At 67.7% G+C, this 19,466-nt stretch carries 20 protein-coding genes; 8 read left to right on the top strand and 12 right to left on the bottom strand.

Annotation, left to right across the window (positions count from 1 at the left end; translation table 11 throughout):
• Positions 1–96: 96 nt before the first annotated feature.
• Together ABIB28_RS02770 and moaD are read right to left on the bottom strand one after the other, a co-directional pair.
• Positions 97–558 carry a molybdenum cofactor biosynthesis protein MoaE gene (locus tag ABIB28_RS02770; RefSeq protein WP_354286177.1) on the bottom strand — a complete coding sequence of 154 codons (462 nt, stop codon included), beginning with the start codon at positions 556–558 and terminating at the stop codon, positions 97–99.
• Complete coding sequence (moaD, locus tag ABIB28_RS02775; RefSeq protein WP_354286179.1) at positions 555–809, bottom strand: molybdopterin converting factor subunit 1; 255 nt, start codon at positions 807–809, stop codon at positions 555–557. The genes ABIB28_RS02770 and moaD overlap by 4 nt, the downstream gene beginning before the upstream one ends.
• 209 nt (positions 810–1,018) lie before the next feature.
• On the opposite strand from moaD, the gene ABIB28_RS02780 reads away from it, so the two are divergent.
• Entirely contained in the window at positions 1,019–3,400 is a 2,382-nt protein-coding gene (locus tag ABIB28_RS02780) for a TonB-dependent receptor (protein ID WP_354286181.1), read from the top strand.
• 3 nt (positions 3,401–3,403) lie between these two features.
• Here ABIB28_RS02780 and ABIB28_RS02785 read toward each other — a convergent pair whose 3' ends face one another.
• From ABIB28_RS02785 to fdhD, 3 genes are read right to left on the bottom strand one after another with little or no spacing between them, the layout of a single operon-like run.
• The gene (locus tag ABIB28_RS02785) at positions 3,404–4,600 is read right to left on the bottom strand and encodes a molybdopterin molybdotransferase MoeA (protein ID WP_354286182.1); all 1,197 of its coding nucleotides are present in this window, start codon (positions 4,598–4,600) and stop codon (positions 3,404–3,406) included.
• Complete coding sequence (locus ABIB28_RS02790) at positions 4,597–5,139, bottom strand: molybdenum cofactor guanylyltransferase (protein WP_354286185.1); 543 nt, start codon at positions 5,137–5,139, stop codon at positions 4,597–4,599. The genes ABIB28_RS02785 and ABIB28_RS02790 overlap by 4 nt, the downstream gene beginning before the upstream one ends.
• Complete coding sequence (fdhD, locus tag ABIB28_RS02795) at positions 5,136–5,924, bottom strand: formate dehydrogenase accessory sulfurtransferase FdhD (RefSeq protein ID WP_354286187.1); 789 nt, start codon at positions 5,922–5,924, stop codon at positions 5,136–5,138. The genes ABIB28_RS02790 and fdhD overlap by 4 nt, the downstream gene beginning before the upstream one ends.
• A 153-nt stretch (positions 5,925–6,077) precedes the next feature.
• On the opposite strand from fdhD, the gene ABIB28_RS02800 reads away from it, so the two are divergent.
• Positions 6,078–8,369: an FdhF/YdeP family oxidoreductase gene (locus ABIB28_RS02800; protein WP_354286189.1), complete on the top strand. Its 2,292-nt coding sequence runs from the start codon at positions 6,078–6,080 to the stop codon at positions 8,367–8,369.
• Between the two features lie 126 nt (positions 8,370–8,495).
• On the opposite strand, the gene ABIB28_RS02805 is transcribed toward ABIB28_RS02800, so the two are convergent.
• The 7 genes from ABIB28_RS02805 to ABIB28_RS02835 all read right to left on the bottom strand — a co-directional run bounded on the left by ABIB28_RS02805 (position 8,496) and on the right by ABIB28_RS02835 (position 13,009).
• Positions 8,496–9,116 carry an ATP-binding cassette domain-containing protein gene (locus tag ABIB28_RS02805; RefSeq protein ID WP_354286191.1) on the bottom strand — a complete coding sequence of 207 codons (621 nt, stop codon included), beginning with the start codon at positions 9,114–9,116 and terminating at the stop codon, positions 8,496–8,498.
• Positions 9,106–9,786, bottom strand: coding sequence for a molybdate ABC transporter permease subunit (gene modB, locus ABIB28_RS02810; RefSeq protein WP_354286193.1), 681 nt, complete (start codon positions 9,784–9,786; stop codon positions 9,106–9,108). The genes ABIB28_RS02805 and modB overlap by 11 nt, the downstream gene beginning before the upstream one ends.
• A gap of 14 nt (positions 9,787–9,800) precedes the next feature.
• A complete protein-coding gene (gene modA / locus ABIB28_RS02815; RefSeq protein ID WP_354286195.1) occupies positions 9,801–10,559 on the bottom strand; it encodes a molybdate ABC transporter substrate-binding protein in 759 nt (252 codons plus the stop codon).
• Between the two features lie 71 nt (positions 10,560–10,630).
• Positions 10,631–11,815, bottom strand: a complete 1,185-nt coding sequence (locus tag ABIB28_RS02820) for a molybdopterin molybdotransferase MoeA (protein ID WP_354286197.1) — start codon at positions 11,813–11,815, stop codon at positions 10,631–10,633.
• Positions 11,812–12,330: a cyclic pyranopterin monophosphate synthase MoaC gene (gene moaC / locus ABIB28_RS02825; RefSeq protein ID WP_354286199.1), complete on the bottom strand. Its 519-nt coding sequence runs from the start codon at positions 12,328–12,330 to the stop codon at positions 11,812–11,814. Before moaC ends, ABIB28_RS02820 begins: the two co-directional genes overlap by 4 nt.
• Positions 12,331–12,363: 33 nt before the next feature.
• A complete protein-coding gene (locus ABIB28_RS02830; protein ID WP_354286201.1) occupies positions 12,364–12,561 on the bottom strand; it encodes a hypothetical protein in 198 nt (65 codons plus the stop codon).
• Positions 12,562–12,631: 70 nt separating this feature from the next.
• On the bottom strand, positions 12,632–13,009 hold the full coding sequence (locus tag ABIB28_RS02835; RefSeq protein WP_133188967.1) for a Ros/MucR family transcriptional regulator: 378 nt from the start codon (positions 13,007–13,009) through the stop codon (positions 12,632–12,634).
• 292 nt (positions 13,010–13,301) lie between these two features.
• Here ABIB28_RS02835 and ABIB28_RS02840 point away from each other — a divergent pair, with 292 nt between their 5' ends.
• From ABIB28_RS02840 to trpB, 6 genes are all read left to right on the top strand, one after another.
• On the top strand, positions 13,302–13,994 hold the full coding sequence (locus ABIB28_RS02840; protein ID WP_354286204.1) for an endonuclease/exonuclease/phosphatase family protein: 693 nt from the start codon (positions 13,302–13,304) through the stop codon (positions 13,992–13,994).
• Positions 13,994–16,291, top strand: a complete 2,298-nt coding sequence (locus ABIB28_RS02845; protein WP_354286206.1) for a patatin-like protein — start codon at positions 13,994–13,996, stop codon at positions 16,289–16,291. The genes ABIB28_RS02840 and ABIB28_RS02845 overlap by 1 nt, the downstream gene beginning before the upstream one ends.
• A 56-nt stretch (positions 16,292–16,347) precedes the next feature.
• Positions 16,348–16,671, top strand: coding sequence for a hypothetical protein (locus ABIB28_RS02850; protein WP_133188973.1), 324 nt, complete (start codon positions 16,348–16,350; stop codon positions 16,669–16,671).
• Positions 16,668–17,342: an orotidine-5'-phosphate decarboxylase gene (gene pyrF, locus ABIB28_RS02855; RefSeq protein ID WP_354286209.1), complete on the top strand. Its 675-nt coding sequence runs from the start codon at positions 16,668–16,670 to the stop codon at positions 17,340–17,342. The genes ABIB28_RS02850 and pyrF overlap by 4 nt, the downstream gene beginning before the upstream one ends.
• A 20-nt stretch (positions 17,343–17,362) precedes the next feature.
• Positions 17,363–18,001, top strand: a complete 639-nt coding sequence (locus tag ABIB28_RS02860) for a phosphoribosylanthranilate isomerase (RefSeq protein ID WP_354286211.1) — start codon at positions 17,363–17,365, stop codon at positions 17,999–18,001.
• 184 nt (positions 18,002–18,185) lie between these two features.
• On the top strand, positions 18,186–19,415 hold the full coding sequence (gene trpB, locus ABIB28_RS02865) for a tryptophan synthase subunit beta (protein ID WP_354286213.1): 1,230 nt from the start codon (positions 18,186–18,188) through the stop codon (positions 19,413–19,415).
• The last annotated feature ends 51 nt before the right edge of the window (positions 19,416–19,466 follow it).

Here is a 19,466-nt window from a genome sequence, read left to right on the forward strand (position 1 = left end):
AGTCGCCTGGTCGTGGCGAGTCATCGGCACCGCTGCTTTACGGCAGAAGACCAGCGTCCGTCACGCGATCTTGCCGCGCACGCACCAGATCAGCGCTTATTTCGGCTCGCGCGAGGCCCACGCTGCCGCAGCGGCGTCATCGGCAGCACGCGGCTCGACCCAATGCGCCGCGCCGTCGCTCTGCCATTCCTTTTTCCAGAACGGCGCGGCGGTCTTCGCCCAGTCGATCAGGAAGGCGCAGGCCTCCATCGCCGCGCCGCGATGCCGCGAGGCGGTACCGACCAGCACGATCCGCGCACCGACCGGCAGCCGGCCGTAGCGGTGGATCATCGTCACGCCGAGCAACGGCCAGCGCTCGGTCGCGGTCTGCGCGATCGCGCGCAGCGCCTGCTCTGCCATCGCGGGATAGGTTTCGAGTTCGAGCGCGACGGTGTCGACGGCGTCAGCGCGGACGATGCCGGTGAAACTCGCCACCGCGCCACCGCCCAGCGCCTCGAGCCGTTCGAGTTCGGTCGCGGGGATGAAATCCGCCTGCTGGACGCCGATCAGGATGCTCATCCGCCCGTCACCGGCGGGAAGATCGCGACTTCGCGCGCGTCGCCGATCGGCGTCGACAGCGGCGCGAAGGTCTGGTCGATCGCGCAGCGCAGGCGCTCGGTGGTGGCGAACACGCCATAGCCCTCGCCCCGCGCTGCCAGCCAGGCGAGCAAATCGTCGACCGTTGCGACCTCCGTCGGCAGCTCGACGACCTCACCATCACGGCCGACCGCTTCGCGCACCCAGGAAAAATAGAGCAGATCGAGTTTCATGCCACGTCACCATCAGCGCCGAACCGACGATCGCGGCGCGTGTTTCTGGGTCGTCACGTAAGACCGAAGCCAGCGTCATGCCACCTCCCTTCGCGCGAAAACGCACCGACCGACAAATTGACTTCCGCTCGCTATATTCGACGGTATACAGCGATTCGCAGCGAGCCGAATGTGGCGCGTAAGGGGTTTTGCGAATGCGAGTGTTGATCATGGCCGCCACCATTTCGGCGGCGGCCCTGTGCAGTGCCATGCCGACCGTCGCATCGGCCAAGGATGCGCCGCCCGCTGTCCCCGCCCTGGACAACAGCGCGGAGGGCACGGCCGACATCACCGTCACCGCGCGCCGCCGCAGCGAGGATCTCGAAAAGGTCCCGCTCGCGATTTCGGTGGTGGGCGGCGCACTGATCGAGCGGTCGTACACCGTCAACACCAACCAGCTCAGCCTGCTCGTTCCGGCGCTCAACTACAGCTCGGCCAATCCGCGCAACACCGCCTTCACGATCCGCGGCCTCGGCAGCAGCGTCGTCGCGGTGAGTCAGGCGAATGACGGGCTCGAGCCCGGCGTCGGCTTCTATGTCGACCAAGTCTATCACGCCCGCCCCGCCACCGCCGCGTTCGACTTTTCCGACATCGCGCAGATCGAAGTGCTGCGCGGGCCGCAAGGCACGCTGTTCGGCAAGAATACGACGGCGGGCGCGATCAGCATCACCAGCAAAGCGCCAAGCTTCAGCCCCGAGGCGAGCGAGGCGCTCTCGGTTGGCAGCTATAATTTCGTCCAGGCCAAGGCGTCCGCCTCGGGCCCGCTGATCGGCGATACGCTCGCCTTTCGCATCGCGGGGCTGACGACGCGACGCGACGGCGTGATCGACAATGTCCGCACCGGCGCCAAGCAAAACGGCATCGGCAACCAGGCGGTGCGCGGCCAATTGCTGTTCAAGCCGACCAGCGATTTCCAGCTCCGCCTTAGCGCCGACTTCACCAATTTCGAAAGCGAATGCTGCACCCAGGTCTATCTGCGCGTCGGCCAGAGCCTGCGCGCCGCGACGCGGCAATATGCCGGGCCGACCGGGCTCGCCGCGCAATTTGGCTATGCACCACCGAGCACCAACCCGTACGACCGCAAGACCGACATCGACGCGCAACTCGGCGTCGACACGAACGAGGGCGGCGTCTCGGCTATCGCCGACTGGAACTTGGGCAAGATCGGCACGCTCACCTCGGTCAGCGCGTGGCGCTTCTGGAACTGGGATGCGGCGAACGACCGCGATTACACCGGCATCCCGGTCCAGATCACGCAGCACATCCCCTCGCGCCAGGACCAGTTCAGCCAGGAACTGCGGCTCGCCTCGAACGGCGAGCACCGCCTGAGCTATGTCGCCGGCCTCTACTTCTTCGACCAGAAGATCACCGGCGAGCCGATCAGCATCTACGGCCCCGCCGCGGCGCGCTATCTGATCGGCACGACCACCGGAACCGGCGCGGCGGCGGTCGCGGTGCCGGCGAACCTGCTCGACGGCTATGGCACCGATGGCAACACCCGGCTCAAAGAAGACAGCTACGCCGCCTTCGCCGAACTCAACTACAAGCTCCTGCCGCGCCTGACGCTGACCGGGGGCCTACGCTACACCTATGAGGTCAAGGACGGCAGCTACAGCGCCTATACCTTCGGCGGACCGACCGTCACCAACGCGGCGCTGCTCGCGGCACAGCTCGGCGTGCTGCGCGGGCAGAGCTATTCGGGACACGACACGGAAAGCAACCTGTCGGGCCGCGCGAACCTCGCCTGGCAGGCGACCGATCAAGTGCTGGCGTACGCAAGCTATGCGCGCGGCTTCAAATCGGGCGGGATCAACCTGTCGGGACTGCCGCTCGACACCGCCAACCAGCCGGTGCTGACCACCGCCGTCATCCGGCCCGAGCTCAACACGACCTATGAGGCCGGGCTCAAAGCGGCGCTGTTCGAGCGGCGGCTGACCTTCAATCTTGCGGGCTTCACCACCGCCGTGCGCGATTTCCAGGCGACGATCGTCGACAGCGCGCAGACGGTAGCGCTGCGCGGCTATCTCTCGAACATCCCCAAGGTCACGGTGAAGGGCGTCGAGGCCGACATCACCGCCACGCTCACGCCCCGTTTCCAGCTCCGCGGCAACCTCGCCTACGCGCATGGCCAATACTCGCGCTACCCCGCCGGCCCCTGCCCGCTCGAACTCCAGACCGCCGCGACGGCCGCCTGCAACCTGACAGGGCGGCCGCTCGCCGGGCTGCCGAAATGGTCCGAGACGATCGGCGGCGACTATACGTTGCCGGTCGGCACGCTGGCGGTCATCCTCCATGCCGATTCGAGCTGGCGGACCAGCTATTATGGCGATCCGAGCCTGTCCAAATACACGCTGATCGACGGCTACACCGTCACCAATGCGAGCCTGGCAGTGCGGACCCGCGCCGGCCTCGAAGTCGCGGTGTTCGTCCGCAACGTGTTCAACGCCGACTACATCCAGAACCTGACGATCCAGGCGGGCAATTCAGGGCTGATCCTCGGCACGCCGAGCGACCCGCGCGTGATCGGCGTGACGCTGCGCGCGTACCAATAGCGCTCAGGTCAGCGGATAGACGCGGCGGCGCTCCCCGTCGGGCGTCGTGTCGGCGACCACCCAGCAATTCGCTTCGATCAGCGGGCGCAACGTGTGCGATCGCTGATCGGCGAGGATCCGGATCGCTCCAGCGGCATCGCGCGACGCCTTGAGGAACAGCGTCGTGTCGGGTCGCCGATCGGTGTCGATCTCGACCGTTTCGCCGCATTCGGGCGGAAGTCCGCTCATCACGCGGAGCGCCGCGCCGAGGAAAAAGCGCGCGCCGAGCAACGCCGCGACCGGGTTGCCCGGCAATCCGAAGAACAGCGTGCCATTCGGCAGCGTCGCGAACAGCAAGGGCTTGCCCGGCCGCATCCGCACCCCGTGGAAATGCACCTGCGCGCCGAGCCGCGCCAGCGCCCGGCCGAGATGGTCATGGTCGCCGCCCGAAGCGCCGCCCGTCGTCACGACGATCGCGCTGTCCGACGCGGCCGCGATCGCGCGCTCGAGTTGCCCGGCATCGTCGCTGACCGGCGCGGCGCGCAGCGGTTCGATTCCCTGCTCGCGCAGCAGCGCCGTGAGCATCACGCTGTTGGCGTCGAAGATCGCGGCGGGCCGCGCGACGCTCGGCGGCACGAGCAGTTCGTCCCCGGTCGGCAGCAGCGTGATCGAGGGTTGCCGCGCGACATCCAGCGCCGCGACCCCGTAGCAAGCGAGCGCCCCGATGACCTCGGGCGTTACCCGCGTTCCCGGCGACAGCACGCGCGCACCGGCGGCCGCATCCTCGCCGCGACGCCGCACGTTCCGCCCCGGCAGCAGCGGGCGATCGAGGACGAGCGCCCCCTGCTCGATCCGCGCTTCCTCATGCGGCAGAACGTAATCGCACCCGGCCGGGACCGGCGCGCCGGTGCTGATCCGGCACGCGGTGCGCGGCGCGTGCGTGGTCGGGCTGATGCCCGCGCGGACCGATCCCGCGATCGGCAAATGCGCTGGCTGCTCGGGCGTCGCGCCCACCGTATCGGCCGCGGCGAACGCGAAGCCGTCCATCGCCGCGGCATCGAAGCGGGGATAGTCGCTCGCCGCGATCCCGTCGCCCGCCGTCACGCGGTGCAGCGCATCGAGCAGGCCGACCGTCTCGACGCCGAGCGATGCCGACTGTTCGCGGATGATGGCGAGCGCGGCGTCGAAACTCGGCCGCGCGGGGCGTGGTGCGTCGCTCATTCGGCCCGGTCCGCGAGCCGCGCGAGATCGGCGGCGCGGTTGACGTTGGGCAGATCACCCCCCGCATCGATCGCCACCGCGCCGACACGCGACGCCCAACGATAGACCGCGCGATCTCCGCTCTGCGTCAGATGGTGCGAGAGGGGCTCGGTCAGCGCGACGGGCCAATAGCCGATGATCGGCGCCTGCCGCAAAAACCGCGCTTCGCCGCCCGCCATCAAACGCTCGACAAGTGCGGTCGGAAGATACGGCGTATCGCACCCGATCGACAGCACCGCGTCATGCCCGTGCGCTTCGGCGTGCCGCAACGCGGCGCACAGGCCGCCAAGCGGCCCGAGATCCGGCGCCGGCCAATCGGGAATCGCGGCAAGCCCGTCTGGCCCCGTCGTCCGCCCGCAGACGATCACCGTATCGGTCGCCGCCCGCAACGCCGCTGCCGCATGTGCGATCAGCGTCTGCCCGTCGAGCAGCGCGAGCGCCTTGTCGCTCCCGAACCGCGTCGCCTGGCCACCCGCGAGGATCGCACCGAGCAGCGTCATGCCGCGCCGTGCGCCGCCAGCACCGCATCGCTGCGCGCGAGCATCACCACGCGCAGATCGCACGACGCCGCACGCCGCAACGCAAGGTCGGTCGCCGCCGAGATCGTCACGAGGAGCGGGCAATTCGCCAATGCCGCTTTCTCGACCAGTTCGTATGAGCAGCGCGACGAGAGCAAGGCAAACCCGCCATCCCAGCCGCGCCGCTCGCGCGTCATCGCGCCGATCAGCTTGTCGAAGGCATTGTGTCGCCCGACATCCTCGCGGACGAGCAGCACTTCGCCCTCTGCCGAGCACAAGGCCGCGGCATGGACCGCGCCTGTCGCACGGTTGAGCGGCTGGAGCGGGCGAAGTGCGTTCAAGCCGCGGAACAGCGCGGCGCTGTCGGCACGGCTCTGCGCCGTCACGGCGGGCAACGGGCGCAGCGCCTGTTCGAGATTTTCTATCCCGCACATCCCGCACGACGATTCGGACACGCGGTGCCGCACGCGTTCGAGCAGATTGGGTCCGCACTCGGGCGCGAGCGCGACGCGCACGATGTCGCCGTCGGCGCGCGAATGCACGTCGATCCCGAGCACTGCCTCGACGCCAGGAATGAGCCGCTCGCTCAAGGCGAAACCGGTTGCGAAATCGGCGAGATCGGTCGGCGTCGCCATCATCACGGCATAGCCGACCCCGCTGAACTCGAGCGCGATCGGCCGCTCGACCGCGACCGCGCGGCGGATTTCGCTGTGCGTGCCGTCGGCGCGGATCTGCGCAAACGTCTGATCGAGGGAGGCATCCGTCATCGCATTCCCCTAGCCGATCCATCGGCATCGCCAAATGCGCAATCGCGCGCAAGCGATGCGCAAATCGTACGCTTTTGTGGGTGAACCAATCGGTTGCGGTATCGTTCAGCGAAAAGGTCCGCTCTGTCGTGCGGGCGAAATGCGGGAACGGTCATGGTCAAGCAGAAGTCGGACGCCCCTGAAATCGAGCCGTTCGAAGGGCCCGCCGGAGGCTGGGGTTCGGTCCGTTCACTCGCCGAGATCCTGCCGCGCGAACGCGTCGGCCCCGAGGCGCTGCGCGAACTCGTCCGCCAGAACAAGCCCGACGGCTTCCAGTGCGTCAGCTGCGCCTGGCCGAAGCCTAAGCATCTCCACCCCGTCGAATTCTGCGAGGAAGGCGCCAAGGCGACCGCGTGGGAGCTGACCAGCTACCGCACCACGCCCGATTTTTTCCAGCAGCACACGCTGAGCGAACTGCGCGACTGGAAGGATTACGACCTCGAGCAGAACGGCCGCCTGACGCATCCGCTGCGCTACGATGCCGCGACCGACAAATATGTCGCGTGCAGCTGGGACGAGGCGTTCGCCGAGATCGGCGCGACGCTCAAGCCGATGGATCCCAAGTCGGTGGTCTTCTACTCTTCGGGGCGCACCAGCCTCGAGGCGTCGTACATGTACGGCCTGATGGCGCGGATGTACGGCAACCAGAACCTGCCCGACAGTTCGAACATGTGCCACGAATCGACCTCGGTCGGCCTCAAGGCGGCGATCGGCGTTCCCGTCGGCACGACGCGGCTCGAGGATTTCGAAAAATGCGACATGATCCTGTTTTTCGGGCAGAATGTCGGGTCGAACGCGCCGCGAATGCTGCATGACCTGCGCAGCGCCCGCAAGCGCGGGGTCGAGATCGTCACCTTCAACCCGCTGAAGGAACGCGGGCTCGAGCGCTTCACCGACCCGCAGAACCCGATCGAGATGGCGACGCTCGGCGAGACCAACATCTCGACGCAATATCATCAAGTGAAGGCCGGTGGCGATCTCGCGGCAATGATGGGGATCGCGAAGTTCCTCGTCGAATGGCACGATGCAGCGCTCGCCGCGGGCAAGCCGCCCGTGCTCGATACCGCCTTCATCGCCGAGCACACGCACGGCTTCGACGCCTTCGTCGCCTCGGTCCGCGCCGCCGACTGGGATGCGATCGTCCACGAATCGGGCCTGCCCAAGGCCGAACTCGACGAATCGGCGCGGCTCTACGCCAAGGCGAAGGCAGTGCTCGCGATCTACGGCATGGGCCTGACGCAGCACGTCAAGGGCGTCGAGAACGTCCGCATGGTCGTCAATTTGCTGCTGATGCGCGGCAATATCGGCAAGCCCGGCGCCGGACCGACCCCGGTGCGCGGCCATTCGAACGTGCAAGGGCAGCGCACCGTCGGCATCACCGAGAAGACCGAGCTCGTGCCGGTCGACCAGCTCGAAAAGCAATACGGCTTCACCGCCCCGCGCGAGAAAGGCCTCAACACCGTCGAGGCGTGCCGCGGCGTGATCGACGGGTCGGTCAAGGCGTTCATCGCGCTCGGCGGCAATTTCCTGCGCGCGGTGCCCGAGACCGAGCCGATGGAAGCCGCCTGGACCAAGCTAGACGTGTCGGTCCAGATCGCGACCAAGCTCAACCGCAATCACCTCTTCCCGGGCAAGGTGACCTATCTCCTCCCCTGTCTCGGCCGGATCGAGAGCGACTTGCAGGCAAGCGGCCCGCAAGTCGTGACGGTTGAGGATTCGACGAGCTGCATCCACGCCTCGCGCGGCAAGGCGCATCCGGCGAGCGAGCATCTGCTGTCCGAACCCGCGATCGTCGGTGCGCTCGCCAAGCAGCTCCTGCCCCCCAATCCCAAGGTCGACTGGGACGCCTGGGTCGGCAATTACGCGCTGATCCGCGACGCGATCGAGGAAACCTATCCAAAGATCTTCCCCGATTTCAACAACAAGTTGTTCAGGCCCGGCGGCTATTGGAAGGGGAACAAGGCGTCCGAGCGGATCTGGCTGACGGAGAGCGGCAAGGCCGAATTCCTCGCGCCGAGCGGGCTGTGCGCCACCGGATTCGACGATGCCGAGGGTCGCTTCCGGCTCATGACGCTGCGCTCGAACGACCAGTTCAACACGACGATCTACGGCTATCACGATCGCTTCCGCGGCGTGAAGGGGACGCGCGACGTGCTCTTCATCCACGCCGCCGACATGGCGGATGCCGGACTCTCGGAGGGGCAACTCGTCGCGCTCGAAAGCGATGCGGGCGACGGCATCGCGCGCCGCCGCGACGGGTTGATCGTAACGCCGTACGATATCCCGCGCGGTTGCCTCGGCGCCTATTATCCCGAGTGCAACGTGCTGATGCCGGTCGAGCATTATGCCGAGAAAAGCTTCGTGCCGGCAGCGAAGTCGGTGCCCGTTAGGATTGTCGCCGACTAACCCTACGCCGTCACCCCGGCCTTGTGCCGGGGTCTACCGCGACCCGAGTGTGCCGCCGAAGCGCGCGCGGAACGGTGGGCCCCGGCACAAGGCCGGGGTGACGTATTCGCTTCGATCGAGGATCGCTTACCCCGCGCCCATATCGACGACCGTCGTCGCCAGCCGATCGACCTCGTTTCGGTCGTGGCTGACATACAGGATCGGCAGCCCGACTTCGTCGCGCACACGCTCGATTAACACCATGATCTCCGCCCGCCGCGCGCGGTCGAGCGAGGCGAGCGGCTCGTCCATCAGCAGGAATGCCGGCCCAGACAGCAGCGCCCGCCCGATCGCGACACGCTGCGCCTCGCCCCCCGACAGCGTGCGCGGCCAGCGATCGAGCAGATGCGCGATGCCGAGCAGTTCGCTCACCTCGTCGAGCGTCATCCCTGCCCCTGCCGCACGGCCAGTGCCGTACAGCAGATTGGCGCGCACGCGGTAATGCGGGAACAGCCGCGCATCCTGGAAGATATAGCCGCAACGGCGCTGCTCGGCGGGAACGTTGGTGGTGCGATCGAACAACGTGCGCCCCGCGACGCGGACATGCCCCGCATCCGGCCTGAGCAACCCCGCGATCATCGCGAGTGCGCTCGATTTGCCCGCGCCCGACGGACCGAACAGCGCGGTCAGCCCCGCCCCGCTCTGGAAGGCCAGCGCCGCGACGGTGCCAGAGCGGAAGCGATGCCGCACGTCGACGTCAAAAGACATGGTCGACGCCCCCGCGGCGGCTGAGCCATTCCGACAGCACCAGCGCCGCCAGCGACAGCAGCACCGAGATCGCCGCCAGCCGCGCGACCATCGGGTCCGATCCCGGCACCTGCAGCGCCGAATAGATCGCGATCGGCAGCGTCTGCGTTTCGCCCGGGATGTTCGAGACGAAGGTGATCGTCGCGCCGAACTCGCCGAGCGAGCGCGCGAACCCGAGCACCGCACCCGCCGCGATCCCCGGCAGCGCGAGCGGGATCGTGATCGTCCGCCACACGCGCAGCCGCGACGCGCCGAGCGTCCGCGCGGCACCCTCGAGCCGCGGGTCGACCGCCTCGATCGACAGCCGGATCGCGCGGACCATCAGCGGCAGCGCCATGATCCCAGCCGCCACCGCCGCCCCGGTCCATCGGAACAGCAGCGACACGCCGATCGCCGCAAGCGGCGCGCCGAGCGGTCCGTTCGGCGCGAAAGCCAGCAGCAACAACCAGCCCGTCACCACCGGCGGCAATACCAGCGGCAAATGGACGAGCCCGTCGAGCAGAAACTTCCCCGGAAACCGCGCCCGCGCGAGCAGCATCGCGAGCACGAACGCGATCGGCAGCGTCACCAGCACCGCGACGAGGCTGATCTTGAGCGACAGCCAGACGATCGTCCAAAGCTCGGGGGTCATCGTCGCTGCGACGCTCAGCGTGCCACGAAGCCGTAGCGCCGGAAGATCGCCTTGCCCGCGCTCGACACCAGGAAGCGCCGGAACCCCTCCGCCGCCGCTGGCGACGGCGCGGCCTTGAGCACCGCGACCGGATACGTGATCGGCGGATGGCTCGCCGCGGGGAACACCCCGACGATCCGCACCCGCTTCGAGGCATAAGCGTCGGTGGCGTAGACGATGCCGTACGGCGCCGCGCCCCGCTCGACCAAGGCGAGCGCCGAGCGCACGGTATCGCCGCGCGCAACCTTGGGCGCGACCGCGCTCCATACGCCCAACGCCGTCAACGCCTTTTGCCCGTATTTCCCCGCCGGGACCGCGCTGTCCGCCATTGCGAGCCGCCCGCTGCCGAGCCACTGCGCCAGCGCGAAGCCGCGCTTGATCGTCACTGGCTTCGCAACTGCCGCTGGCGCGACGAGCACCAGCCGGTTGCCGAGGAACGTCACGCGGGTCGCCGGCACGATCGCGCCCTTCTTAGCCAGCGCGTTCATCCAATCCTCGTCGGCCGACACAAACAGGTCGGCCGGCGCCCCCGCCTCGATCTGTCGCGCGAGTGCCGAGGAGCCGCCGAACGAAATGACCGGCCGCTTATGCCGCTGCGCCGCCCAGGCATCTGCCGCGGCGTTCATCGATTCCTGGAGGCTCGCCGCCGCGAGCACGAGCGGCCCGCGCGCGAGCGCCGGGGTCGCAGCAAGCAAGGCGACCGACACGGTGAGCACGCGAAAGAGGGGGCGCATCGTCAAACTCCTATGGCCGAAACCGTGCATGGCGCGCTCCGTGCGGGAGAGCAACCCGGTCCGCTGCCCGCCTAGAAGTCGATCACCGACACCGTGCTCCCGGCCGGTGCCGCGGCGGCATGCGGCAACCGCCGGATCAGCACATCGGCCTCGGCCAGCGCGCGCTGCAGCCCCGAATCCTGGTTGGCGAGCGGCGCAACGCCGTCGCCGTCGAAGCGCGCGCGCACGAAGGTCTCGCGCGCGCTCACCGCATCGAGCGGCGCGGTCAGCGTCGCACTCCGCCAGCGCAGCGCCGCCGACGGCGCGCGACCGCTCAGCCCTGCGAGCAGCGTCGTCAGGAACAAACGCGCGGTGACCATCGCCGAACTGGGATTGCCCGGCAGCCCAAGCACCAGCTGGTCGCCGCGCCGGCCGAACCAGACCGGCTTGCCCGGCATGATCGCGATCCGCGAGAACAGGATTTCGGTCCCGAGCGACACGAAGATCTGCTTGGCATAATCCTTCTCGCCGACCGACGCCCCGCCGGTGACAACGACGACATCGGCCTCGCCAAGCGCCTTGGTCGCGCCTGCGGTCAGCTCGGCAATGTCATCGCGCAGGCGGTACCGCCCCATCAGCTGCGCGCCCCAGCCTTCGCCGAGCGCCGCCGCGCCATAGGACGCGCTTTCCGGGATGCTCCCCGTCCGCTCGCGCGCGTGACCCGGCTCGGCGAGCTCGTCGCCCGTGCTGATCACGCTGAGCCGCGGACGCCGCCACACCGCAAGCGTCGCGACATCCGCCCCCGCCGCCGCAACCAACGCGCGCGGTCCGAGCACGGTGCCCGCGGGGAGCAGGACTTCGCCCATGCGGAAATCCGACCCATGCGGCCGGATGTAGCGCTTGCCGGAAAGTGTCCCGACGACGCGCATCGTATCGCCGTCGCGCGCGACATCCTCCTGTACGACGACACGGTCCGCGCCTTGCGGCAATGGGGCCCCCGTGAAGAGCCTGACACACGCGCCAGACTGCACCACTCCGTCGAAGGCCGTGCCCGGATAGGCAGCGCCGATGACGCGGAACGGTGCCCCCAGCGCGAGATCGGCGTCGCGCAGCGCATAACCGTCCATCACCGATATGTCCGAGCGCGGCGCATCGACCTGCGCGACGCACGGCTCGGCCAGCACACGCCCGAGTGCCGCACCGAGCGCAACCGTTTCCGCCGCGAGCGGCTTCGCCTCGGCAACGACGATCGCGAGCGCCGCGTCGAACGAGATCACGCCGCGTCCGCCTGCCAGACGCCCGAGCGGCCACCCGATTTGTGCGTCACCTGGATCCCCTCGATCCGCATCGTCTTGTCGACCGCTTTCAGCATGTCGAACAAGGTCAGGCATGCGACGCTGACCGCGGTCAATGCTTCCATCTCGACTCCAGTCTGCCCCTTGGTCTTGACGGTCGCCTCGACGCGAAAGCCCGGCAATGCGGGATCGGGCGCAATCCGCACCTTGATGCTCGTCAGCAGCAGCGGGTGGCACATCGGGATCAGCGTGCTGGTCTGCTTGGCCCCCATCACCCCGGCAAGCTCGGCGGTCTGCACCACCGCGCCCTTGGGCGCCTCGCCGCGCAGGACGATGTCGAGCGTCTCCGCGGTGCAGTGCAGTCGCCCCTCGGCGGTGGCGACGCGTGCGGTATCGGCCTTTTCGCTGACATCGACCATATGCGCCCGGCCCGCAGCGTCGATATGCGTCAACGCATCCGCGGTGGCGAGCGACGGGCTGGTATCAGGATCGGGCATGGTCTGTCCCATAGCTGGCGTCGCGCTCACCGTTCAGCCCTCGTCGATATCGAGGAACGGCACCACGTCGTTATCGGTCGCGAACCACAGCCCTGCCTGAACATCTTCGGGCTGTTGACGCGCGAGGACCATCGCGTCGGCGAGCGACCCGTAGAACAGCGTCTGCGCAACGGGGTCGCTCTCGTCGAGATAATATAGCCGCACGCTCGCGGTGGAGGAAGTGGTGCGCATCGCGCTGCTTTGCCGCCGCCGCGCGACCACGGCAAGGCCTCACGATGGTACCGGTGTCAGGGGGGCGGTGTCAGCGCTGAACGCGACCGAGGCCGCTCGCCTTCGCCATGCCCGAGCGCACGACGCTATAGTCGGCCGCGGTCATCGGATAGGATTCGGGCAACGACCATTTCTCGCGATAGGTTTCCGGCGTCAGCCCGTGGCCCGACAGATGGCGCTTGAGCGCCTTGAAGCGCGCACCGCATTCGAGGCACGCGATCGAATCAGGACGAACGCTCGCGCGCACCGAAACGGCCGGCGTGGGCGCTTCGGCGGCTGCTTCCGCCGGCGCTTCGCCAAGCTGCGTCATTGAGGCGTAAACCGACTTTATTAATTCGGGCACTTCACCGCTGGCGACGCGATTGGCGCTGACTTGCGCGATGACAATATCGCCAACGAGCCGTAACATCTTCAAATCCAACAATATCTCTTCCTCGTGTGCGCTCTTTGTGCGCCGCAGCACCTCAAGAGCCGTCTATTATAAGGTGATATAGTCTTAAAGGTCCCAGAAGGTTGCGGCCTTGCGGGAATTAACATGGTTTATATGCAGGGTGCGCGATATGGAACACCTACCTCCGCCAGCGCTTCGCGCTATACATCGTGCGCTCATCCCGATGTGCCAATTGCGTTAGATGGACGATGATCGACCAGTTTTCCTATCACCAGCGTTCGATCGGTCCGGCCCTGCGAACAGCCGACGCATGATCAAGGTCGTCAGCTACAACATCCACAAGGGCATCGGGCTCGATCGGCAGCGCGACCCGCAGCGCATCCTCGACGTGCTGCACGAGATCGGCGGAGACGTGATCGCGTTGCAGGAGGCCGATCGCCGCTTCGGCACCAAGGCGCGCATCATCCCGCAGCGTCTGATGGACGAGCATAGCCCCTGGCGCGCGATCCAGATTGGCCATGACCGCGCGAGCATGGGGTTTCACGGCAACGCATTGCTCCTTCGCAAGGAGGCCGCGGTGCAAAGCTGTGCGACACTGCATATCCCGGCGCTCGAGCCGCGCGGCGCGATCCGTGCCGATGTCGTCGCGAACGGCACGCCGATCCGCGTGCTGGGGATGCATCTCGATCTGTCGGGGCTGTGGCGCCGCAAGCAGGCGCGCGCGATCCTCGCGCATATCGACGGATGCCCCGCACGCCTGCCGACGGTGTTGATGGGCGATCTCAACGAATGGACCCCGGCCGGCGGATGTCTGCACGATTTCGGACGCGACTATCCGAGCGTCCCGACCGGCCCGAGCTTCCATGCCCGCCGCCCCGTCGGGCGACTCGACCGGATCATGACGCGCGGCTTTCGCGTCGTCGATTACGGCGTGCATGCCAGCGTGATCGCGCGCCGCGCCTCGGATCATCTGCCGATCTGGGCGGTGCTGGACCCCGAGTGATGCGCGAGAAGGAACTCCGCCTCGCGCTCGTCTGCTATGGCGGCATCAGCCTTGCCGTCTACATGCACGGCATCACCAAGGAAATCTGGCGGCTCGCGCGGGCCAGCCGCGCCTTCCACGCGGGCGACTCGGCTGCGGCGACGGGCAGCGAAGCGGTCTATTTCGCCTTGTTCGAAGAAATCGAGGCCGAGACCGGGCTCAAGCTGCGCGTGCTCGTCGACATCATCGCCGGCGCGAGTGCGGGCGGGATCAACGGCATCTTTCTGGGCCAGGCGATCAGCACTGGCCAAAGCCTCGAACCGCTCACCCAGCTCTGGCTCGATTCGGCCGATATCGAGGCGCTGGTCGATCCCAAGCAAGCGCCGACGCACCGCTTCACCAAGGTCTGGGCGCTGCCGCTCGCCTGGATGGCGGGGCGGCGCGATGGCGAGGATATCGACCAGACCGTCGAGCCCGGCGAGCGCGAGGAAGTCCGCGCCAAGCTTTCGCATTTCATCCGCTCGCGCTGGTTCGAACCGCCGTTTGGCGGCGAGCGTTTCACCGGGCTGATCCTCGATGCGCTCGCAGCGATGGCCGCCTCACCGCGCGAACCGCGCCTGCTCCCCCCGGGTCAGCCGCTCGACCTGTTCGTCACCGTCACCGACTTCCGTGGCCATCCCGAACGGCTGACGCTCAATTCGCCACCCGAAGTGGTCGAAACCGAGCACCGTGTGATCGTCCCGTTCAGCGACCACGGCATCGCCGGCGAGACGCTCGCCGACCCTGCCGAGCTCGCCTTTGCCGGGCGCGCGACGTCGAGCTTTCCGGGGGCCTTCCCGCCTTTCATGGTCGGCGAACTCGATCGCGTCCTCGAAACGCGCAAGGCCAGCTGGCCGGGCCGCGCCGCCTTCCTCAAGCGCATCCTGCCGCGGCAATTTGCCGTGAACGCCGCCGAAAGCGCGGTGCTGATTGATGGCTCGGTGCTCAACAACGCGCCGTTCCGCCCCGCGATCGAAGCGCTGCGCGAGCGTCCGGCGCGCCGCCAGGTCGATCGGCGCTTCGTCTATATCGACCCCAACCCGCGCGGCGCGCTGGTGTTCGGTGCGACGCGGAGCGAAGTCCCGGGCTTCTTCCAGACGATCCTCGGCGCGGTCACCGAATTGCCGCGCGCGCAGCCGATCCGCGACAATCTCGAGGAGATCGCCACGCGCTCGCGCCAGATCGAGCGCATGCGCGCGATCATCGCGGGGATCCGGCCCGAGGTCGAAAAGCAAGTCGAGGCGCTGTTTGGCTACACGCTGTTCCTCGATTCGCCGACTGCGGCACGGCTCGCGACATGGCGCCGCCGCGCGCAAGCCGCCGCCGCCAAGAGCGCGGGCTATGGCTATGCCGCGTACGGCCATCTCAAGATCAACGGCGTGGTCGAGGCGATCACCGACTTGCTGTACCATGCCGGCGGCGAGCCCGGCGGGCAGCATTGGCGGCGGATCCGCGGGCATATCGCCGAGGCGGTCAGCGCGCGCGGGTTCGACGATATGCAATCGAGCCTCGCCGGCGGAGCGAGCCGCGCGACGATCGGTTTCCTGCGCACCTTCGACCTGGGCTTTCGCTTGCGTCGGCTGCGCCTGCTCGCGCGCCGCATCACCGATCTCGAGGGCGACCAGCCCGAGGCCGAACTCTCCGGGATCCGAGAAGCGATCTACGAAAGCCTTGCCGAATATCTGGAGCGCAAGCGGACCGACCGCTACGGCGCGTTGCGCGACGCGGTGCAGGGCTTGCGCGGCGATGCCGGACCGTTGCTCGACGCGCTGGGCACGGCGATGGACTTGAAGGCGCTCGACAGCCGCACCGAGGCGCGCCTGGCAGCGGCGTTCGCCGGGCTCAGTCGCGACATCAAGCGGCCGATCCTGCTGACCTATCTCGGCTTTCCCTATTTCGATGTCGCGACGCTGCCGCTGCTGCAGGGCGAAGGGCTCGACGAATTCGACCCGATCAAGGTCGATCGGATCTGCCCCGACGATGCCGCGAGCATTCGCAGCGGCGGCGCCGAAGCAAGTTTGAAGGGCATCCAGTTCAACAGCTTCGGTGCGTTCTTCAGTCGCGCCTATCGTGAGAACGACTATCTGTGGGGCCGGCTGCACGGCGCCGAACGGATGATCGACATCGTCCTGTCAGCGCTCGAACCGGGCATGACGCTCAAGGCTGGACGCACCGCCGCGATCAAACGCGCGGCGTTCCTCGCAATCCTCGACGAGGAAGCCGAGAAGCTGACCGCGATCCCCGGCCTGTTCGAGACACTGCGCCGCGAGATCGGCTGAGGCGGCGAACGACGCGGCAGGTTGGCAACCCACCGCATTGCCATTACGCTGCCGTCATGCAGTTCCTCAAAATCCTCTTCTGGTGTCTACTCGCCTTCATTGCGGCGGTCTTTACGCTCGGCAATTGGACCAGCGTGCCGATCAAATTGTGGGGCGGGATGGAAGCGCTGGTCAATTTGCCGCTGCTGCTGCTGCTGACCTTCCTCGCCGGGCTCGTGCCGACGCTGCTGTGGCATTCGACGTTGCGCTGGCGCTTGCGCAACCGCCTCACCGCAGCCGAGCGTGCGCTGCACGATCTGCGCGTCACCGCGGCACCCGTGCCGGTCTCGACGCTCAGCCCCGAATCCTTCGTCGTCGTCCATCCGGTCGACCCGGCATGAGCAACCGCATCTACGTCGCGCTCGACACGCCCGATCTCGCCAAGGCGCACGCGATGGCGGGCAAGCTTCGCCACCATGTCGGCGGGATCAAGCTCGGGCTCGAATTCTTCATGGCCAATGGCCGCGCCGGCGTGCGAGACATGGCCGAGCTCGGCCTGCCGATCTTCCTCGACCTCAAGCTCCACGACATTCCCAACACCGTCGCCAAGGCGATCATGGCGCTGCGCGATCTCGCGCCGGCGATCCTCACGGTCCATGCCGCCGGTGGACGCGCCATGCTCGAGGATGCCAAGGCAGCGGCGCCTGTGGGCACCAAGGTGGTCGCGGTGACGACGCTGACGAGCCTCGACGGAACCGACCTTAAGTCGATCGGCTGCATGGGCGACCCGCACGAACAGGTGCTGCGCTTGACCGAACTCGCGCGTGACTCGGGTGTCGATGGTGTGGTCTGCTCGGGCGAGGAAGTCGCCGCCGCACATCGATTCTGGCCCAGAGGTTTCTTCGTCGTGCCAGGTGTACGGCCCGCCGACGGCGTGGTCGGTGACCAGAAGCGCGTCGTCACCCCCCGCGCAGCGATCGACGCGGGCGCGTCGATCCTGGTGATCGGTCGCCCGCTAACGCAAGCCGAGGATCCCGACGCGGCCGCGCGCGCGATCGCCGCGACGCTCTGAGCAAGCGCTGAGGAACCGTCATGCAGATCAGCGCGAAAATCTGTGGTCTCTCGACCCCCGAAACGCTCGACGCCGCGATCGACGGCGGCGCGAGCCATGTCGGATTCGTGTTCTATGCGCCGTCGCCCCGTACGCTATCGCGTGATCGTGCCGCACAACTCGCGGCGCGCGTGCCAGCGCATGTCCAGCGTGTCGGGGTGTTCGTCGATCCCGATGACGCGTTGCTAGACCGCGCGATCGCGGCTGGGCACCTCGACGTGCTGCAACTCCACAAGACCCCGGCTGCGCGCAGCGCCGCGATCAAGGCGCGGACCGGCCTGCCGCTGTGGAGCGCGGTCGCGGTGCGGACGCGCGCCGATTTGGCGGAGGCGGCGACCTATGGCGGCGTCGCCGATCGGATCCTCTACGATGCCAAGACGCCGCCCGGTGCCGCGCTTCCCGGCGGGATGGGCGTGCGGTTCGACTGGAGCTTGCTCGAGGGCTTCCGGCATCCCTTGCCGTGGTTGCTGTCGGGCGGGCTCGATCCGGTCAATCTGCACGAGGCGGTGGCGATGACCGGCGCGACGCTGGTCGACGTCTCCTCGGGCGTCGAAAGCGCCCCGGGGATCAAGGATGTCACGAAAATCCGCGCGTTCCTACAGGCGGTAAGCGACCTCTGATCTTAAAGCCCTCTCCCATCCTTCATGGGAGAGGGTTGGGTGAGGGTCTTCTATCTTCTGTCGTTTTTCCGCGCATCACGCCTCGAGAAGAAGACCCTCACCCAACCCTCCCCCGCGAAGGCGGGAGCGGGCTTTACGCCGCACCCGGCTCGACACGCCCGCGCCAGGTGCTAAACGGCACGGCATGAACGCTCCCAACTCCTTCCGCACCCAGCCAGACGAGCGCGGCCATTTCGGTGACTTCGGCGGCCGCTATGTCGCCGAGACCCTGATGCCGCTCGTGCTCGAGCTCGACACCGCCTATCGCGCCGCCAAGGCCGACCCGGCCTTCAAGGCGCAGTTCGACGATCTGCTCGAACATTATGTCGGCCGCCCGAGCCCGCTCTATTACGCCGAGCGCTTGACCGAAGCGCTGCGCGAATCCGCGCCCGAGGGCAAAGGCGCGCAAATCTGGTTCAAGCGCGACGAGCTCAATCACACCGGCGCGCACAAGATCAACAATTGCATCGGGCAGATCCTGCTCGCGATGCGCATGGGCAAGACGCGGATCATCGCCGAGACCGGCGCTGGCCAGCACGGCGTCGCCACCGCGACGGTCTGCGCGCGCTTCGGCCTGCCGTGCATCATCTATATGGGCGCCAAGGACATCGAGCGGCAGGCCTCCAACGTGTTCCGCATGAAGCTGCTCGGCGCCGAAGTCCGCCCGGTGACGAGCGGATCGCATTCGCTCAAGGATGCGATGAACGAGGGCATGCGCGACTGGGTCGCCAACGTCCACGACACCTTCTACATCATCGGCACCGCTGCCGGCCCGCACCCCTATCCCGAAATGGTGCGCGATTTCCAAAGCGTGATCGGCATCGAGGCACGCGCGCAGATGCTCTCGCGGATCAACCGCCTGCCCGACATGCTCGTCGCGGCGATCGGCGGCGGGTCGAACGCGATCGGGCTGTTCCACCCCTTCCTCGACGATAGCGACGTCATGATGCTCGGCGTCGAAGCCGCGGGTCGCGGGCTCGACAAGGAGCATGCGGCGTCGCTCGCCGGCGGCGCGCCGGGCATCCTCCACGGCAACAAGACCTATCTGCTGCAGGACGAGGACGGCCAGATCACCGAGGCGCACTCGATCTCGGCCGGGCTCGATTATCCGGGCATTGGCCCCGAGCACAGCTGGCTGCACTCGATCGGCCGCGTCGAATACACCTCGATCACCGACACCGAGGCGCTCGATGCGTTCCAGCTGCTGTGCCGCACCGAGGGCATCATCCCCGCTTTGGAACCATCCCACGCCATCGCCGCGGTGGCGAAGCGCGCGCGCGAAATGGACCGTGACCAGATCATCCTCGCGAACCTGTGCGGGCGCGGCGACAAGGACATCTTCACCGTCGCCGAGGCGCTCGGGGTGGCGCTATGAGCGCCGTCCAGAAGGCATCGTCACCCCGGCCTTGTGCCGGGGTCCACCAAG

The sequence above is a fragment of the Sphingomonas sp. UYEF23 genome, assembly GCF_040546165.1.
In the GTDB taxonomy this organism is placed as follows: domain Bacteria; phylum Pseudomonadota; class Alphaproteobacteria; order Sphingomonadales; family Sphingomonadaceae; genus Sphingomonas; species Sphingomonas glacialis.

What these genes read in the sequence shown, in the direction of transcription:
- ABIB28_RS02770 (WP_354286177.1), bottom strand. Translation starts at nt 558, where the DNA reads ATGAGCATCCTGATCGGCGTCCAGCAGGCGGATTTCATCCCCGCGACC.
- moaD (WP_354286179.1), bottom strand. Translation starts at nt 809, where the DNA reads ATGAAACTCGATCTGCTCTATTTTTCCTGGGTGCGCGAAGCGGTCGGC.
- ABIB28_RS02780 (WP_354286181.1), top strand. Translation starts at nt 1,019, where the DNA reads ATGGCCGCCACCATTTCGGCGGCGGCCCTGTGCAGTGCCATGCCGACC.
- ABIB28_RS02785 (WP_354286182.1), bottom strand. Translation starts at nt 4,600, where the DNA reads ATGAGCGACGCACCACGCCCCGCGCGGCCGAGTTTCGACGCCGCGCTC.
- ABIB28_RS02790 (WP_354286185.1), bottom strand. Translation starts at nt 5,139, where the DNA reads ATGACGCTGCTCGGTGCGATCCTCGCGGGTGGCCAGGCGACGCGGTTC.
- fdhD (WP_354286187.1), bottom strand. Translation starts at nt 5,924, where the DNA reads ATGACGGATGCCTCCCTCGATCAGACGTTTGCGCAGATCCGCGCCGAC.
- ABIB28_RS02800 (WP_354286189.1), top strand. Translation starts at nt 6,078, where the DNA reads ATGGTCAAGCAGAAGTCGGACGCCCCTGAAATCGAGCCGTTCGAAGGG.
- ABIB28_RS02805 (WP_354286191.1), bottom strand. Translation starts at nt 9,116, where the DNA reads ATGTCTTTTGACGTCGACGTGCGGCATCGCTTCCGCTCTGGCACCGTC.
- modB (WP_354286193.1), bottom strand. Translation starts at nt 9,786, where the DNA reads ATGACCCCCGAGCTTTGGACGATCGTCTGGCTGTCGCTCAAGATCAGC.
- modA (WP_354286195.1), bottom strand. Translation starts at nt 10,559, where the DNA reads ATGCGCCCCCTCTTTCGCGTGCTCACCGTGTCGGTCGCCTTGCTTGCT.
- moaC (WP_354286199.1), bottom strand. Translation starts at nt 12,330, where the DNA reads ATGCCCGATCCTGATACCAGCCCGTCGCTCGCCACCGCGGATGCGTTG.
- ABIB28_RS02830 (WP_354286201.1), bottom strand. Translation starts at nt 12,561, where the DNA reads ATGCGCACCACTTCCTCCACCGCGAGCGTGCGGCTATATTATCTCGAC.
- ABIB28_RS02835 (WP_133188967.1), bottom strand. Translation starts at nt 13,009, where the DNA reads ATGTTACGGCTCGTTGGCGATATTGTCATCGCGCAAGTCAGCGCCAAT.
- ABIB28_RS02840 (WP_354286204.1), top strand. Translation starts at nt 13,302, where the DNA reads ATGATCAAGGTCGTCAGCTACAACATCCACAAGGGCATCGGGCTCGAT.
- ABIB28_RS02845 (WP_354286206.1), top strand. Translation starts at nt 13,994, where the DNA reads ATGCGCGAGAAGGAACTCCGCCTCGCGCTCGTCTGCTATGGCGGCATC.
- ABIB28_RS02850 (WP_133188973.1), top strand. Translation starts at nt 16,348, where the DNA reads ATGCAGTTCCTCAAAATCCTCTTCTGGTGTCTACTCGCCTTCATTGCG.
- pyrF (WP_354286209.1), top strand. Translation starts at nt 16,668, where the DNA reads ATGAGCAACCGCATCTACGTCGCGCTCGACACGCCCGATCTCGCCAAG.
- ABIB28_RS02860 (WP_354286211.1), top strand. Translation starts at nt 17,363, where the DNA reads ATGCAGATCAGCGCGAAAATCTGTGGTCTCTCGACCCCCGAAACGCTC.
- trpB (WP_354286213.1), top strand. Translation starts at nt 18,186, where the DNA reads ATGAACGCTCCCAACTCCTTCCGCACCCAGCCAGACGAGCGCGGCCAT.